Here is a 14,933-nt window from a genome sequence, read left to right as displayed (position 1 = left end):
TCGTGCGCGGCGGCTTCTACACACAAACCGCCTCGACATTATTGCCATCGGGATCAATCAGGAACGCCGCGTAGTAGGTCGGGCTGTAATCCTTGCGCGGCCCGGCGCCGCCATTGTCGCGGCCGCCGCTCTTCAGGCCTTCGCTGTGGAACGCCTTGACCGCGTCATGATTTCCGGCGCGGAACGCGATGTGCGCGCCGTCGGCCTTGCGGCCCTTGTTCAGGTGCAGCCACAGCCCCGGCTCGCCCTTCGGCCCGAAGCCGGCATAGCCGTCGCCGCTGGAGCACAGGACGTAACCGAGCGGCGCCAGCACCGCGGTGTAGAAGCGCGTCGCGGCGTCGAGATCGGCAACGCGAAGCCCGATGTGGTCGTACATGGTCGTCTCCATTTGCAAAGCGCGCCGAAAATGGCGCGCGCCCGGAGACGACCCTAGTCGGGGTGGAGCGGGCGGCTCTTGGAGAATCTTGCGCTCGGCAGCCGGCTAATTCGCCGGAACCTCCGACTGCCACCGGATCACCCGTTTCAGGTGATAGACGTGAACCCACATGTTCGTTCCGATCACGCTGACCGTTGCGACGATCAGGGCCGTGAGCTTCTGCGGGTCATGAAGGGCGAGGACGAGCAGGAACGCGGACAGGGCCGCCGTGACGCCGAAGCTGAACCAGAGCCCGATGAGGCGTGGTGCAAACCAGGCCGGCTGACCGTCGGTGCCCCATTGCATCGGAATCCTGCGCGAGGTGATCTGGCGGCCATAATAGACGGCACAGCCGGCGATGAAGGCAAGACCAACGGCAAGCGCGATCAGTGTGGCCGCAATCACATCACTCGGGGCACTGTTCATCTGCCGGGTCGCCGCATTTCAAAGAGCGATGATTCGCTCTTTGGTTGTAATATCGCGCGGCGTTCCGTAAGCCCAGTACGACGCGCCCGTCTGGTCAACAGACTATTACCCCACCATGCGGCCGACCTGTCTCAGTTGAGGACGAGGCGTTCGGCGAAGACGCTGCGCTCCCCGCGCGAGGCCTGGCGGAATTTGGTCGGCGATACGCCGGCAGCGCGGTGGAAGGTGCGGACGAAGTTGGAGAGATCGCCGAAGCCGACGTCATAGGCGACATCGGTGACCGCAATGTCGTCATCCGTGAGCAGCCGCGCTGCGTGCCGCAGCCGCGACCGCACCAGATATTGATGCGGGGTGACGCCGAGCACGCTCGAGAACTGCCGCAGGAAATGGAACGGGCTGAGGCCCGCCTGCTTTGCGGCCTGTTCGAGATCGACCTCGGCATGCGAATTGTCGTCGATCCAAAGTGCGGCCTCGACCGCGCGGCGGCGGTCGCGCGCGGTGGGGGTGGCCGGCTTGCGCGCCTTGCCCGAAACGACGTCGACAAAACGGCCGGCCAGGATCTGGCCGACCTCGTCGAGGCCAATATCGCTATTGCCATCTGCCGCCGTCTGGGCGAGCTCGCCCAGCACCATCAATTCGGGTAGCGGCGGCGTGGCGCCGACCTGCCAGACCTCGCCCCGCCCGCCGAGGGCATCGACCATGTCCGAGCTGAGGAAGAACGACAGGCAGACATCGCCGCTGACATGCTCATGCGTGCAGGTGTATTCCTCGCCGGGCGCGCCGACCAGCATCGAGCCCGCCACCAGTTCGAAGAAACCGGCGCGGCAATGGCAGCCAAAGCTGCCCGAGCGGACATAGGCGATGGAATGCCCAGTGCGGCATTCGGCAAATGGCGTATCGCCCGGTCCCGCGTCGCAGCGAAACTCGGAAACGATCATCGATTGTGACGTCAGCAGTGTGGTCGCGTCCATGCCGCCTTATCTAGGTGGACGGCCTTGGTGGGGCAACCGGCAGCAGCACCTCGAACAGCGTCTTGCTGGCGACGGGATGGGCGCCCTCGAGTGCCAGGAGCCGCCGCTTGGAGATCACCCCGCCATAAGGCGAGAGCCGATCGGTGTAATTGCCGGCCTCCAGTACCCGGTGGCAGGGCACGATCAGCATGTAGGGATTTCTGGCGATCGCCTGTGCCACCGAATGTGCCGCGCCTGAAGCCCCCAGCGCCTTGGCGACCTCGTGATAGGTGCGCGTCTCCCCGCGCGGAATGGAGCAGGCGAACTCGTAGACGCGGCGGTTGAAGCCGGGCACCCCGCCGGCATCCAGGCTGACCTCGGAAAAATCGGGATCGTTGCCCTGCAGCAGGCTCACGATGCCGTCGATCGCAAGCTCGGCATTGTCGGAGGGGCGCTGCTCGCGCGCCTCGGGATGGACCGCAAAGATGCGGCGGCGGGTGTCGATCTCCCGCGCCTCCGGCAATTGCACGGCCACCACGCCGGTGCCGCTCCAGATGATGCCGCAGCGCCCGATCGCCGTGTCGAATATCGTATAGCCACGCCCCACCATGCACACGCCCCACTCAGTGCACGTCTCTCCCCAGACACGAGATCATAACACCGCCACAATCCGGCGCACCCAAAATCTTGCCAAGACGTTAATAACCAGCCGGCTGGCTGCGCCAAACTGCTTGGCGGGAGGCGCCGTCTCGGCTAATCAGGACGGGCGCGCAAGCCGCGCATAAGCGGGCGTAGTTCAATGGTAGAACGGCAGCTTCCCAAGCTGCATACGAGGGTTCGATTCCCTTCGCCCGCTCCAAGCTTCCCGATTGAAGTTTCCATTCCGATCGATCTGGCAGGCGCGACCGCGTATTCGCGCGGTGCGTAAAATTCCAATATATTAGCCGCTGTCTCCGGCGCTTGCTGGTCCCTTGGCCTAAGCTCCTCACGCTTTGGCGGGTGCGGTCTCTGGCCGGGCAACGTTCGGATGAAGACCATGGACCAGCAAAAACTCGATCGCGCGATCGGGCGCCGCCTGAAGACGCTGCGGACGCAGGCCGGCATGACGTTGAACGAGCTCGCCGCACGCTCCGGCGTCAGCCGTGCCATGATCGGGCGGGTGGAGCGGGCGCAGAGCAGCGCGACGGCTGCGCTGCTGGGACGACTCTGCGCGGCGCTCGACGTGTCGCTCAGCGATGTCGTCGCGCTCGCGGAGAAGCCGCCGGAGCGCTTGGTGCGGCTTGCCGACCAGCCGCATTGGCGCGATCCCGACAGCGGCTATCGCCGCCGGCACGCCTCGCCGACGGATGCGGCGAGCGGCATCGAGATCATCGTCATCGATTTGCCGGCCGGCGCGCGGGTGCCGTACAGCCCCTGGGGCCGCAACGCCTTCACCCAGCAACTGCTGATGCTGGAGGGAGCCATCGCCGTGCACATCGACGCCAAGGCGGTGCGCCTGCGCGAAGGCGACTGCCTGGATTTCGACGTGATGCGCGCGGTGATCTTCGAGAACGAAACCAAGCAGGACGCGCGCTACGTCATCATCACGCGGCGCGGCGCCTCCTACGGGAAGATGTGAGATCAGGGCAAGCCTGTCATGGCCTGTCGACAAGTCCGGTCAATGCTCAGGCCAATTGCGGCAGCGGCTGGACCCGCTCGCCGGCCCAGGAGCTGAGCATTTTGATGATAGAGCGTCGCGGACTGCCACAGGACGCGTTGATAGAGCCTGCCTTTGTCCGAATCCCTGGCGATATCGCCGCGCGCTCTCATGATCTTGCCGCGAACGCTCGTTGTGGCGCCGTCGGTGAGCGGCAACCATAGGCAAGGCGGCGGGGCCGCGCGTCCAGCGTTCGAGCGAGACGCGGGTCGGGCAGGGGCGTGTCTACGGCTGTGGCTACAACCGTAATTTGAGGCTCGGCGATGACGGTCCTCAAAATGAGTTGCGTACCTCAAAACACCTCTGCTAACCTTCAGCGATGGCTGACACCCTCACCGCGACCGCGCTGACGCTGAAGGACATCGCCCGCGAGGCGGGCGTCAGCCTGGCGACGGTCGATCGCGTGCTGCACAACCGCCCGGGGGTGCGGCCGGACACGGTGCGGCGCGTCAAGGCGGCGATCGAGCGCAACGCGTTCCAGCCGCATGTTGCCGCCGCCGAACTCGCCCGCGGCCGCGCCCGCCGCTTCGCCTTCGTGATGCCGTCGGGGCCGAATCCCTTCATGCAGCAGATCGAGGCCTATCTCGGCGAGATGTCGGCCTGGCTCTCGGTTCGCCGCCTCAACGTCGAGATGGTCGCGACCGACGTGTTTGACCCCTCCGTGCTCGCGGCCTCACTGGAGGCGCTGTCGGGCGACTACGACGGCGTCGCCGTGGTGGCGCTCGATCATCCTGGCGTCCGCGCCGCGATCAACGATCTCGTCGATGCCGGCACCAAGGTGGTGACGCTGGTTTCGGACGTGCCGTCCTCGCGGCGCCACCATTATGTCGGCATCGACAACATTGCCGCGGGGCGCACCGCCGGCGCGCTGGTCGGGCGGCTGGCCGGCCAAAAGTCCGGCAAGGTCGCGATCGTCGCGGGCTCGCAGGGCCTGCGCGACCATGCCGAGCGCATCTTCGGCTTCAACCAGGTGATGGCGTCGGAATTCCCCGGGCTCAGCGTGCTGCCGGTGCTGGAAGGGCGCGACGAGGACGATCGTTCGGAACAGGTGCTGGCGCGGCTGCTCGGCAGGCATGCCGACATCGTCGGCCTTTATAACGTCGGCGCCGGTACCCAGGGCGTCGCCAAGGCCTTGAATGACAAGGCGTTGAGCGATGCCGGCCGCGACAAGCAGGTCGTGTTCGTCGGTCATGACGTCACCATGCTGACGCGCCGGCTGCTGCTGCAGGGCGTGATGGATGCCGCGATCTCGCAGAACCCCGGACATGAAGCGCGCGCCGCCGTGCGCGTGCTGCTCGCGCTCGCCCGCGGCGAGCCGATCCTGCGCGAACAGGAGAAGATCAGGATCGACATCGTGATGCGGGACAATCTGCCTTAGCGGCAGATGAATATGGAACGGCCTGGCGGGAAGGCGACGCAAGCTCGCGCACCGCAATGGGTAAATGGGAGGACGAATTGTATCTCGGACTGGACATCGGCACCTCCGGCGTGAAAGCGGTGCTCGTGAGCGAAGGCGGCGCGATCCTCGCGACGGCGGCGCGCGAGCTTGCGCTGTCGCACCCGGCGCCGCTGTGGTCCGAGCAGGACCCCGATTCCTGGGTCGATGCAGCCATCGGCGCGGTCGACGATCTCGCCGCCCGCCATCCGCGCGAGGTGGCGCGGGTCCGCGGCATCGGCCTGTCGGGCCAGATGCATGGCGCGACGCTGCTCGACGAGAATGGACGGCCGCTGCGTCCGGCGATCCTCTGGAACGACGGTCGCTCGCAGGCCGAATGCGCCGTGCTGGAGCAGCGTTGCCCCTCGCTGCACGCGATGGCCGGCAATCTGGCGATGCCGGGTTTCACCGCCCCGAAGCTGTTGTGGGTCGCGCGGCATGAGCCAAAAATCTTCGCGCGCGTCGCAAAGGTGCTGCTGCCGAAGGCCTATGTGCGCTATCGCCTGACCGGCGAGTTGATCGAGGACATGTCCGATGCGGCTGGCACGCTGTGGCTCGATGTCGGTCTGCGCCGCTGGTCGCCCCTGCTGCTGCATGCCACCGGGCTCGATCTCCACCACATGCCGCGTCTCGTCGAGGGCCGTGAGGCGAGCGCGATGCTCGCACCGGAATTCACGCGGCGCTGGGGCATGGCGAAAGATGTCGTTGTCGCCGGGGGCGCCGGCGATAACGCCGCGAGCGCGATCGGGCTCGGCGCGATCGCGCCGGGCGATGCGTTCCTGTCGCTCGGAACGTCAGGCGTGGTGTTCCGCGTCACCGACCGCTTCGCGCCGGCGCCTGAAACGGCGGTGCATGCGTTCTGTCACGCGCTGCCCGGCCTCTGGCACCAGATGGGCGTGATGCTCTCGGCAGCGGCCTCGCTGGCCTGGCTCGCCGGCGTGATGGAGACGCCGGCCGCAGCGCTGCTGGCGCCGCTCGGCGAGCGCGTCGATGGACCGAGCCCGATCAGATTCCTGCCCTATCTCGACGGCGAGCGCACGCCGCACAACGATGCCGCGGCGAGCGGCGCCTTCGTCGGCCTGCGCGGTGCGACCGGGCGGACGCAGATCGTGCAGGCCGTGCTCGAAGGCGTCGCTTTCGCTGCGCGCGACAATCTGGCGGCGCTGAGCGCGGCGAGCGGGCCCGTTGCCGAGCTCGATCTCGTCGGCGGCGGCTCGCGCTCGCCGCTGTGGGCGCAGATCTGCGCCGATGTGCTCGGCATTCCCGTCCATCGCATCGAGGAAGGCGAGGTGGGGGCGGCCCTCGGCGCCGCGCGGCTAGGCCGGCTCGCTGTGACCGGCGAGACACCCGCGGCGGTCTGCACCCGCCCGCGGCGGCTCGCGAGCTTCACACCCCGCGCATCCGTCGCGGAGGCCTATGACGAGGCCTATCGGCGATGGCGCGCGCTTTATCCCGCATTGAAGGAGACCCCTTAAGTGAACGCGTCAGCCAAATTCTTCGATGCAACTGCACCTGTCGCCTTCGCCGGCAAGGATGCGGGACAGGCGCCCGCGTTCCGCTGGTACGACAAGGACCGCCTCGTGCATGGCCGCAGGCTGGAGGATCATCTGCGCTTTGCAGTCTGCTATTGGCATTCGTTCTGCTGGCCGGGTGGCGATCCCTTCGGCGGCGAGACGTTCCTGAGGCCGTGGCACGGGGGCGGTGACGCGATGGCGCAGGCGCGCGCCAAGGCCGACGTCGCCTTCGAGCTGTTCCGCCTGCTGGACGTGCCCTACTTCACCTTCCACGACGTCGATGCCGCGCCGGAGGGCGCTTCGCTCGCCGAGTCCGTCGCCAATCTCAATGCGATTGCCGATCTGTTCGAGGCAAAGATGGCCGCGAGCAAGGTCCGCCTGCTCTGGGGCACCGCCAACCTGTTCACTCATCGTCGCTACATGGCGGGCGCGGCGACCAATCCGGATCCGGAGATCTTCACCTACGCGGCAGGCCAGGTCCGCGCCGCGCTGGAGGTGACGCACCGGCTCGGCGGCCAGAACTATGTGCTGTGGGGCGGGCGCGAGGGCTACGAGACGCTGCTCAACACCGATCTCAAGCGCGAGCTCGACCAGCTCGGCCGCTTCATCTCGCTGGTCGTCGAGCACAAGCACAGAATAGGCTTCAAGGGGCCGATCCTGATCGAGCCGAAGCCCAAGGAGCCGACCAAGCATCAATATGATTTCGATGTCGCCACCTGCTACGGCTTCCTTGCGCGCTATGACCTCCTGAAGGACGTCAAGCTCAACATCGAGCAGAACCACGCCATCCTCGCCGGTCACTCCTTCCACCATGAGGTGGCGCTGGCCGAGGCGCTCGGCGTGTTCGGCTCGCTCGACGTCAACCGCGGCGACGATCTGCTCGGCTGGGATACCGACCAGTTCGCGATGAACGTCCCGGAGCTGGCGCTGGTGTTTCACGAGATCCTGAACCGTGGCGGCTTCACCACCGGCGGGCTCAATTTCGACGCCAAGATCCGGCGGCAGTCGATCGACCCTGATGATCTGATCCACGCCCATGTCGGCTCGATGGATGCCTGCGCGCGCGCATTCCTCGCCGCCGCCGACATGCTGGACGCCGGCGCCCTCACGGCGCCGCTCACCGAGCGTTACCAGGGATGGTCCGGCCCCGAGGGGCGGGCCATTCTCGGCGGCCAGCGTTCGCTCGCCGATCTCGCCGACCGCGCGCTTCGTCCCGGTTTCGACCCGCAGCCGCGCTCGGGCCGGCAGGAATATCTGGAATCCCTGGTCAACCGCTATGTCTGAGCGAGGCACTGATGGCAAAGGCTGACGCGACACCGGTCCTCGAGCTGACCGGCATCGGCAAGGAGTTCGGCGCGATCCGCGCGCTGCATGGCGTCGACATGCAGGTCATGCCGGGCGAGGTTGTCGGGCTGATGGGCGACAACGGCGCGGGCAAGTCGACCCTGGTCAAGATCATCGCCGGCAATTTCCGCCCCAGCCATGGCGAGATCCGCTTTGCCGGCAATGCGGTCCATTTCAGCCGGCCGGTCGATGCCCGCGCCGTCGGCATCGAGGTCGTCTACCAGGACCTCGCGCTGTCGGACAATCTCACGGCGGCGGCCAACGTGTTCCTTGGCCGCGAGCTGAAGCGCAGGTTCGGGCCCATCGCATTGCTCGACCACAAGGCGATGGCAGCGCGCGCGCTGGAGCTTTTCGGCGAGCTGCGCTCGGAGACGCGCCCCGACGATCTCGTCAAGCAGATGTCGGGCGGCCAGCGCCAGGCGGTCGCGATCGCGCGGACGCGGCTCTCCAATGCCCGGCTGGTGATGATGGACGAGCCGACCGCCGCGATCTCGGTGCGCCAGGTCGAGCAGGTGCTCGGCCTGATCCACCGGCTCAAGGAGCAGGGTGTCGCCGTGATGCTGATCTCGCATCGCATGCCCGACGTGTTCGCGGTGTGCGACCGCGTCATCGTCATGCGTCGCGGCGAGAAGCGGGCCGACAAGCCGATCCACCAGACCTCGCCAGAGGAAGTCACCGCCCTCATCACCGGCGCGAAGGAGGCGGCGTGATGGCCATGCCCATGGAATCCCCGATCAGCTTCACCAATGTCGGCAAGATCAGGTGGTGGCAGCGCGGCATCTTCGCCTCCCAGACCGGTTACGTTCTGCTCGCGCTGGCGGTGCTGCTGGTGATCATGCATTTCGCCAGCCCCTATTTCTTCACCGAAGGCAACATGCAGAACGTGGCGAAGAACTTCTCGTTCATCGCCATCGCGACGCTCGGCGTCACCTTCGTCATCATCACGGGCGGCATCGATCTGTCGGTGGGATCGATGATGTGCTTCTCCGCCATGATCACCTCGATGGTGATGACCGAACTGTCGGCGCCCGGCTCGCCAGCGGGCGCCTTGTTCGTGCACATGGCGGCCGACGGCAAGACCGTAATTGCCAACGTGCCCGGCTTGATCCTGCTGATCTCGATCCTCGCCGGCCTCGGCGTCGCGCTGATCGCGGGTCTCGTCAACGGCTTCTGCATCGCGGTGCTCGGCCTGTCGCCCTTCGTCACCACGCTCGGCATGCTCTCGATCGTGCGCGGGCTCGGCTATGTCGTCTCCAACGGCCGCGGCAGCTTTCCGGGTGGGCCCGACGCCGATCGTTTCTACGCGCTCACGTCGGGCGACGTGCTCGGCGTGCCCGTGCCCTTCATCTATCTCGTGGTCCTCGCGCTGACGATGGCCGTGGTGCTGCATCACAGCGCGTTCGGCCGCCACGTCTTCGCGCTCGGCGGCAACGAGAAGGCGGCTGAACTCACCGGCATCCCGGTCGTGCGGGTGAAGATAGAGGTCTATGTGATCTGCGCGCTCGCAGCCGGCCTGCAGGGCATCATCATCTCCGGCTGGCTCGGATCGGCGCCGGCCAACATGGCGACGTCCTACGAGCTCAACGTGATCGCGGCGGCTGTGATCGGCGGCGCCAATCTCGCCGGCGGCATCGGCGGTCCGCTCGGGGCCATCGTCGGCTGCGTGCTGCTGGAGGTGATCCGCAATGGCCTCGTGCTGGCGCAGGTCTCCTCCTACTGGCAGCAGACGCTGGTGGGCGTGATCATCATCCTGGCCGTGCTGGTCGACCGCATCCGCTCGCGGATGAGCTGACGTAACGTCGCTTCGGGAAGACAAATAAAATGTTGCCTGTCCGCTTCCCGGGCGCTTTCGAGAGGATAGGCACCAAACAAGGGTGGAGGAGACAATGAGGAAATTTCTTCTTGCCGGCATCGCCGTCGCAATGATGGCAACGCCGGCGTTGGCCGCGAACTACCGCTTCGTCATCGTGCCCAAGGCGATGAACAATCCGTTCTTCGACTTCGCGCGCGACGGCTGCCTGAAGCGAGCCAAGGAGCTCGGCAATATCGAGTGCAACTACAAGGGGCCGGTCGAGCATGAGCCGGCGACGCAAGCCCAGATCATCCAGGACTTCGTCACCCAGAAGGTCGACGGCCTCGCCATCTCGGTCGCCGACGTCGCGGCCATGACCAAGTCGATCGAGGCGGCGACGGCGGCCGGCATCCCCGTCATCACCTTCGATGCCGACGCGCCCGGCTCCAAGCGCATCGCCTATATCGGCACCAACAACAAGGAGTTCGGCGTCGCGCTCGGCAAGCAGCTGGTGAAGATGCGCCCCGACGGCGGCAAATACGCCATGGTCTCGGGCGGCCCCGGCGCCAAGAACCTCGCCGAGCGCGTCGACGGCGTGCGCGAGGCGCTGAAGGGCTCGAAATGGACGGAGGTCGCGGGCTCCCCGACCTTCTGCAACGACGATCCGGCACTCGCGGTCCAGCAGATGACGGATATGCGCACCGCGACACCTGATCTCGCCGCCATCGTTCCCATCGGGGGCTGGCCGATGTTCGCGCCCGAAGGCTTCAAGGCCTTCGCCAGCAGGAACAAGAAGGACATCGATTCCGGCAAGTTTACGCTCGTCGTCGCCGATACGCTGAAGATGCAGCTCGAGCTGCTACGCGACGGCTATGCCAACGCGCTGGTCGGCCAGCGTCCGTTCGAGATGGGCGAGAAGGCGATGGACACGCTGCTCGCCATCAAGAAGGGCGAGAAGGTGCCGGAGATCGTCTACACCGGCCTCGATCTCGTCACCAAGGACAACGTCGCGCAGATGTTGAAGTAGGAGCGTCCGCCAGCCCCGCGCTCCTGCGTGCCTCCCCCGCTTGCGGTTTTTGCAAGCGGGGGAGATGATCTGGACTGTTGGAATGAAGACAAGGCAATGGGAATGAAACGGTCGCGGCTTGGTTCGCTCGACGTCACTTCAATCGGTCTCGGTTCTGCCCCGTTGGGGGGATTGTTCACCCCCGTGAGCGATGCCGATGCTGAAGCCACGATCGCGCGCGCCTGGTCGCTCGGGGTGCGCTTCTTCGATACGGCGCCGCTCTACGGCTTTGGCCTCGCGGAGCGGCGATTGGGGGCCTTCCTGCGGCAACAGCCGCGCGACTCCTACGCCATCTCGACCAAGGTCGGCCGCCTGCTGCGCGCGCCCGATGGCGGCGCCGCCGAGGACGAACACTATAAGGGCACGCCGCGCGAGCGGCCGGTGTTCGATTTCAGCCATGACGGTGTGCTGCGCTCGGTGGAGGAGAGCCTGGTCCGCCTCGGGCTCGACCGCGTCGATGTCCTGCTGGTGCACGACCCTGATGATCACTATGACGACGCCGTCGCCGGGGCCTTCCGCGCACTCCAGCGCCTGCGCAGCGAGGGCACGGTGAAGGCGATCGGCGCCGGCATGAACCAGTCGGAGATGCTGGTCCGTTTCGCCGAGGCCGTGCCCGTCGATTGCTTCCTGCTGGCCGGGCGCTACACGCTGCTCGACCAGGGCGCCCTGGATGCGCTGTTTCCGCTCTGCACGGCGAAAGGCATCGGCATCCTGCTCGGCGGCATCTACAACAGCGGCATCCTCGCCAATCCGCACACCAGCGCGAAGTTCAACTATCAGGACGCCGATGCTTCGCTCGTTGCGCGGGCGCTGGAGCTGGACGCGCTCTGCCGCAAGCATGGCACCGAGCTGAAAGCCGCCGCGCTCCAGTTCTGCATGGCGCATCCGGCCGTCACGGTCGCCGTGATGGGCGCGCGCAACGCCGCGGAGGTTTCCGACAACATCGCGATGTCGGAGACAGCGGTGCCGGCTGCCTTTTGGCAGGAGCTGCGGGCACGAAACCTCGTCGATGCGCGCGCGCCGCTGCCGGGTGGGGCGTAGGCCATGATCATCGACGCGCATCAGCATTTCTGGGACCCGGCGCGCGCGGACTATCCCTGGATGGCAGCGGACGAGCTGACGCCGATCCGCCGCGCCTTCGGTCCGGCCGATCTTGCACCGCTGCTGAAGGCGAACGGCGTCGATGCCAGCATCCTGGTGCAATGCCGCTCCGCGCTGGAGGAGACCGATGAATTCTTGCGCATTGCGCACGAAAATCCCTTCGTCGTCGGCGTGGTGGGCTGGGCTGATCTGACGGATGGTGCGCTCGGCGAAACGCTCGATCGGCTTCGTGCTTCACCCGGCGGCGGCAAGCTGGTCGGAATCCGCCACCAGGTCCACGATGAAGCCGATCCCGATTGGCTGCTGCGCGAGGACGTTCAGCGCGGCCTCACCGCTGTGTTCGCCCGCGATCTCGCCTACGATTTCCTCGTCCGCGCCCGCGAGCTGCCGTCGGCGATCGCATCCGCGCAGGCCTTTCCGCAAGCGCGCTTCGTGCTCGACCACACCGCCAAGCCGCCGATCGCCGACGGCGGCAGCGAGGTGTGGGCCGATCGCATCGCCGCGCTCGGGGCTTGCGACAATGTCTGGTGCAAGATCTCTGGGCTTGCGACCGAAGCGGTCTGGAATGATTGGGATGCGGAACGCCTGTTTCCGTTCGTCGCGCACGCCGCGAGGTGTTTCGGCGAAGACAGGCTGATCTTCGGCTCGGACTGGCCGGTGTGCTTGCTCGCGGGGAGCTATGGCAAGATCAAGAACGCGCTGGAGGCTTGTCTGGCGAAGCTTGGCCCGCAGCTGCGGGCCAAGGCTTTTGGTGTGAATGCGACGCGGGCGTATCGGCTGGCTATCGCAAGTTAGCGTCTGAGCGCGCTCTTGCTTCATGCCTCTCCTGGCAAAGCAGAAGAGGGGAAGCAGCGGCGTGCGCTCTTGTCTACTCGGACATCGGCTTGTCGGAGATGTCCCAGTCCTTGCCGGTGAAGGTGGAGATGAAGAGCGTCTTCATCGGCGTGTAGTCCTCGGGCGTGTAGCTATAGGTGACGCCGTCGAGGAAGTAGGGCGAGTGGAAGCCCGCCAGCGTCGAGGCCTGCTTCAGCACGTTGGCGCGGGTGAGGTCGTCGCCGCAGCGGCGCAGGATCTCGCCCATGGTCACGGCCTGGCCGTAGCCGGCGAAGGCGATGGTGTTGTCGGGGTCGATGGCCGGGGTGTACTTCTTGCGCAATTCCTCGAACGCCATCACGTCGGGGTCCTTCTCCCATTTGGGCAGGCCGACCTCCTTGTTATAGCGGATGGCGACGATGCCGGTGGCGTTCTCGAGGCCCGCGGCATTGAGGATCGAGCGGCCGGTCGAGCCGGCGGAAAGAAGCTGCAGCGGCTTCCAGCCGAGCTCGGCGACCTTCCGGATCGACTGCGACGAGGCCTTGCCGGTCGAGATGTTGTAGAAGACGTCGGCGCCCGACTTCGAGAGGTTGATGAGCTGGGAATCGACGGTCGGCTCGGTGAGATCGTAGGTCTGCTCCATGATCACCTTTGCGGTGCCGCCGGCGTCTTCCAAAACCTTCTTGAAGGGACCGAGGAAGTCGCGGCCGAAATCGTCGTTCTGGTAGAGGATGCCGATCTTGGCGTTCGGCTTCACGCTGACGACGTGACGGGCCAGGATGCGCGCCTCGGTCGGATAGAGCGGCAGGCCCGCCATCGTCCATTTGAACTCTTTCGGATTGTTCCACTTCGACGCGCCGGTGTTGAGCAGCAGCTGCGGCACGCCCTTGGAGTTCAGATATTTGTGCACGGCGGTCTGCGGCGCGGTGCCGAGCGAGCCGTAGAGCGCGAGCACTTCCTCCTGCTCGACCAGGCGCCGCGTCGCCTCGACGCATTTCGGCGCGCTGTAGGCATCGTCCATGGTGAGAAACTTGACCTTGCGTCCGTTGATGCCGCCCTTCTCGTTCAGCATCTGGAAATAGGCCTCGCCGATGCGCCCGAGCACGCCGTAGAGCGAGCCGGGGCCGGAATGCGGCACGGTCTGTCCGATCTTGATCTCGGTGTCGCTGGCGCCCGCATCGTATTTCTTCTCCGCGGCCCAGACGTAAGGCGCGGGCAAGGTGGATGCGGCGATGGTGGCGAGCGCGGCGGCGCTGAAATCGCGTCGCGATGGATTCTTCGTCATTATTTGTTTCTCCCTGGCGAGGGCATTGTGCTGGCATCGCAGCTTGGCTCGCAAGTGGGAAGTCACGGCTTTGCGACGCAATGACGCTCAAATCACGGGGCGTTAGCGCCTAGACTCAAGTTTTCTCGGCCACGATCACGAGGCCGCGCACCGGCTCGTTATTCTCGATGCGCGGCGAGGCCGGCTCCAACGTCAGCAGCTTGAGGCCCGCCTTGGCGAGGGCGCCGCGCACATATTCCGCGGAGTGGGCATAACGCAGGCCTTCGCCGAGCACGATGCCGCTGCCATCATGCGTCTCCAGCGTGAAGGCGAGCACGCCGCCGGATACGAGCACGCGCCTGGCTTCGCTCAGCACCGGCGCGAGATCGGAGAGATAGACGAACGCATCCGCGGCGACGACGAGGTTCGCGCATCCATCGCCCTTGCTCCGCAGGCCTTCGATCATGTCGGCGACTTCGAGCTCGGCGTAGAGGTTGGTCGCACGCGCCTCCTTGATCATGCCGGGCGACAGGTCAATGCCGATGAAATGATCGACCTGCTTCGAGAATGCGGCGGCCGCAAGCCCGGTGCCGCAGCCGAGATCGATGGTGCGTTTGAAGAAGGCCGGCTTCTTCGCGGCGACCCGCGCGGCCACCACCGCCTTGAAGATCAGCGCCGGGGCGCGATAGTCGAGATCGTTGACCAGCGTGTGCTCGAAGCGCGGGGCGTACTGGTCGAACAGCGCCTGCACATAGGCCTTGGGCATCTCCGACATCTCGGCGTCGCCGAGCCGCATCAGATGCAGGCCAGCGCCGTGCTGGTCCTCGGGATCGGACCTCCGCGCTTCTCGAAATGCGGCGATCGCCTTGTCGCGCTCGCCGAGTTGCTGACGGATTTCGCCGAGCGTGAACCAGGCCGAGGTGAAGTTCGGCGCGAGCTCGATCGCCTGCTCTATGAGGTCAGCGGCGGCGGGCAGATCGCCCTTGAGCTGGAGGTCGCGTGCGAACTCGAAGCGGCGGTCGGCGATGAGATCGCCGGAAGTCTGGAACAGGCGGAGCGGCATTGGGAACCATCTCGTCATTGCCGGGCTTGACCCGGCAATCCATCAAAAAGAGGA

15 protein-coding genes and 1 tRNA gene are annotated in these 14,933 nt (G+C 66.1%); 10 read left to right on the top strand and 6 right to left on the bottom strand.

Translation table 11 applies throughout. The features are described 5' to 3' along the window. Positions 1-16: 16 nt before the first annotated feature. From XH81_RS17755 to XH81_RS17740, 4 genes are all read right to left on the bottom strand, one after another. Positions 17-376, bottom strand: a complete 360-nt coding sequence (locus tag XH81_RS17755; RefSeq protein WP_028140897.1) for a VOC family protein — start codon at positions 374-376, stop codon at positions 17-19. A gap of 105 nt (positions 377-481) precedes the next feature. Continuing rightward, on the bottom strand, positions 482-841 hold the full coding sequence (locus tag XH81_RS17750) for a hypothetical protein (protein WP_038947289.1): 360 nt from the start codon (positions 839-841) through the stop codon (positions 482-484). 131 nt (positions 842-972) lie between these two features. Continuing rightward, positions 973-1,812 (bottom strand): helix-turn-helix transcriptional regulator, encoded by an 840-nt coding sequence (locus tag XH81_RS17745; protein ID WP_028140896.1) that lies wholly within the window; start codon positions 1,810-1,812, stop codon positions 973-975. A gap of 10 nt (positions 1,813-1,822) precedes the next feature. Further along, positions 1,823-2,401, bottom strand: coding sequence for a methylated-DNA--[protein]-cysteine S-methyltransferase (locus tag XH81_RS17740; protein ID WP_028140895.1), 579 nt, complete (start codon positions 2,399-2,401; stop codon positions 1,823-1,825). Positions 2,402-2,576: 175 nt separating this feature from the next. Here XH81_RS17740 and XH81_RS17735 point away from each other — a divergent pair. The 10 genes from XH81_RS17735 to XH81_RS17690 all read left to right on the top strand — a co-directional run bounded on the left by XH81_RS17735 (position 2,577) and on the right by XH81_RS17690 (position 12,534). Further along, positions 2,577-2,650 (top strand) — tRNA-Gly (locus XH81_RS17735). Positions 2,651-2,827: 177 nt separating this feature from the next. Beyond that, the gene (locus tag XH81_RS17730) at positions 2,828-3,409 is read left to right on the top strand and encodes a helix-turn-helix domain-containing protein (protein ID WP_028140894.1); all 582 of its coding nucleotides are present in this window, start codon (positions 2,828-2,830) and stop codon (positions 3,407-3,409) included. 397 nt (positions 3,410-3,806) lie between these two features. After that, entirely contained in the window at positions 3,807-4,865 is a 1,059-nt protein-coding gene (locus tag XH81_RS17725) for a LacI family DNA-binding transcriptional regulator (RefSeq protein WP_028140893.1), read from the top strand. A 77-nt stretch (positions 4,866-4,942) separates the two neighbouring features. After that, entirely contained in the window at positions 4,943-6,397 is a 1,455-nt protein-coding gene (xylB, locus tag XH81_RS17720; protein ID WP_028140892.1) for a xylulokinase, read from the top strand. Continuing rightward, positions 6,398-7,720, top strand: a complete 1,323-nt coding sequence (gene xylA / locus XH81_RS17715; RefSeq protein WP_028140891.1) for a xylose isomerase — start codon at positions 6,398-6,400, stop codon at positions 7,718-7,720. It begins immediately after the preceding gene. An 11-nt stretch (positions 7,721-7,731) separates the two neighbouring features. Continuing rightward, entirely contained in the window at positions 7,732-8,490 is a 759-nt protein-coding gene (locus XH81_RS17710) for an ATP-binding cassette domain-containing protein (RefSeq protein ID WP_028140890.1), read from the top strand. Further along, positions 8,490-9,572 (top strand): ABC transporter permease, encoded by a 1,083-nt coding sequence (locus XH81_RS17705; protein WP_028140889.1) that lies wholly within the window; start codon positions 8,490-8,492, stop codon positions 9,570-9,572. The genes XH81_RS17710 and XH81_RS17705 overlap by 1 nt, the downstream gene beginning before the upstream one ends. A 94-nt stretch (positions 9,573-9,666) precedes the next feature. Further along, positions 9,667-10,599: a sugar-binding protein gene (locus XH81_RS17700; protein ID WP_028140888.1), complete on the top strand. Its 933-nt coding sequence runs from the start codon at positions 9,667-9,669 to the stop codon at positions 10,597-10,599. Positions 10,600-10,701: 102 nt separating this feature from the next. Then, positions 10,702-11,679, top strand: coding sequence for an aldo/keto reductase (locus XH81_RS17695; RefSeq protein WP_028140887.1), 978 nt, complete (start codon positions 10,702-10,704; stop codon positions 11,677-11,679). A 3-nt stretch (positions 11,680-11,682) separates the two neighbouring features. Then, complete coding sequence (locus XH81_RS17690; RefSeq protein ID WP_028140886.1) at positions 11,683-12,534, top strand: amidohydrolase family protein; 852 nt, start codon at positions 11,683-11,685, stop codon at positions 12,532-12,534. Between the two features lie 73 nt (positions 12,535-12,607). Here the strand turns inward: XH81_RS17690 and XH81_RS17685 are convergent, their stop codons facing one another. Further along, positions 12,608-13,837: an ABC transporter substrate-binding protein gene (locus XH81_RS17685; protein WP_028140885.1), complete on the bottom strand. Its 1,230-nt coding sequence runs from the start codon at positions 13,835-13,837 to the stop codon at positions 12,608-12,610. 115 nt (positions 13,838-13,952) lie between these two features. Then, positions 13,953-14,879, bottom strand: a complete 927-nt coding sequence (locus XH81_RS17680; protein ID WP_028140884.1) for a class I SAM-dependent DNA methyltransferase — start codon at positions 14,877-14,879, stop codon at positions 13,953-13,955. Positions 14,880-14,933 lie beyond the last annotated feature (54 nt).

Source organism: Bradyrhizobium sp. CCBAU 25360, from assembly GCF_028128695.1.
GTDB lineage: Bacteria > Pseudomonadota > Alphaproteobacteria > Rhizobiales > Xanthobacteraceae > Bradyrhizobium > Bradyrhizobium ottawaense.
Note: the sequence above shows the minus strand (reverse complement) of the source record. Positions and strands in the feature narration are given on the sequence as shown.

What these genes read in the sequence shown, in the direction of transcription:
- XH81_RS17745 (WP_028140896.1), bottom strand. Translation starts at nt 1,812, where the DNA reads ATGGACGCGACCACACTGCTGACGTCACAATCGATGATCGTTTCCGAG.
- XH81_RS17705 (WP_028140889.1), top strand. Translation starts at nt 8,490, where the DNA reads ATGGCCATGCCCATGGAATCCCCGATCAGCTTCACCAATGTCGGCAAG.
- XH81_RS17710 (WP_028140890.1), top strand. Translation starts at nt 7,732, where the DNA reads ATGGCAAAGGCTGACGCGACACCGGTCCTCGAGCTGACCGGCATCGGC.
- XH81_RS17690 (WP_028140886.1), top strand. Translation starts at nt 11,683, where the DNA reads ATGATCATCGACGCGCATCAGCATTTCTGGGACCCGGCGCGCGCGGAC.
- XH81_RS17740 (WP_028140895.1), bottom strand. Translation starts at nt 2,401, where the DNA reads ATGGTGGGGCGTGGCTATACGATATTCGACACGGCGATCGGGCGCTGC.
- XH81_RS17700 (WP_028140888.1), top strand. Translation starts at nt 9,667, where the DNA reads ATGAGGAAATTTCTTCTTGCCGGCATCGCCGTCGCAATGATGGCAACG.
- XH81_RS17685 (WP_028140885.1), bottom strand. Translation starts at nt 13,837, where the DNA reads ATGACGAAGAATCCATCGCGACGCGATTTCAGCGCCGCCGCGCTCGCC.
- XH81_RS17750 (WP_038947289.1), bottom strand. Translation starts at nt 841, where the DNA reads ATGAACAGTGCCCCGAGTGATGTGATTGCGGCCACACTGATCGCGCTT.
- XH81_RS17680 (WP_028140884.1), bottom strand. Translation starts at nt 14,879, where the DNA reads ATGCCGCTCCGCCTGTTCCAGACTTCCGGCGATCTCATCGCCGACCGC.
- XH81_RS17730 (WP_028140894.1), top strand. Translation starts at nt 2,828, where the DNA reads ATGGACCAGCAAAAACTCGATCGCGCGATCGGGCGCCGCCTGAAGACG.
- XH81_RS17695 (WP_028140887.1), top strand. Translation starts at nt 10,702, where the DNA reads ATGAAACGGTCGCGGCTTGGTTCGCTCGACGTCACTTCAATCGGTCTC.
- XH81_RS17755 (WP_028140897.1), bottom strand. Translation starts at nt 376, where the DNA reads ATGTACGACCACATCGGGCTTCGCGTTGCCGATCTCGACGCCGCGACG.
- XH81_RS17725 (WP_028140893.1), top strand. Translation starts at nt 3,807, where the DNA reads ATGGCTGACACCCTCACCGCGACCGCGCTGACGCTGAAGGACATCGCC.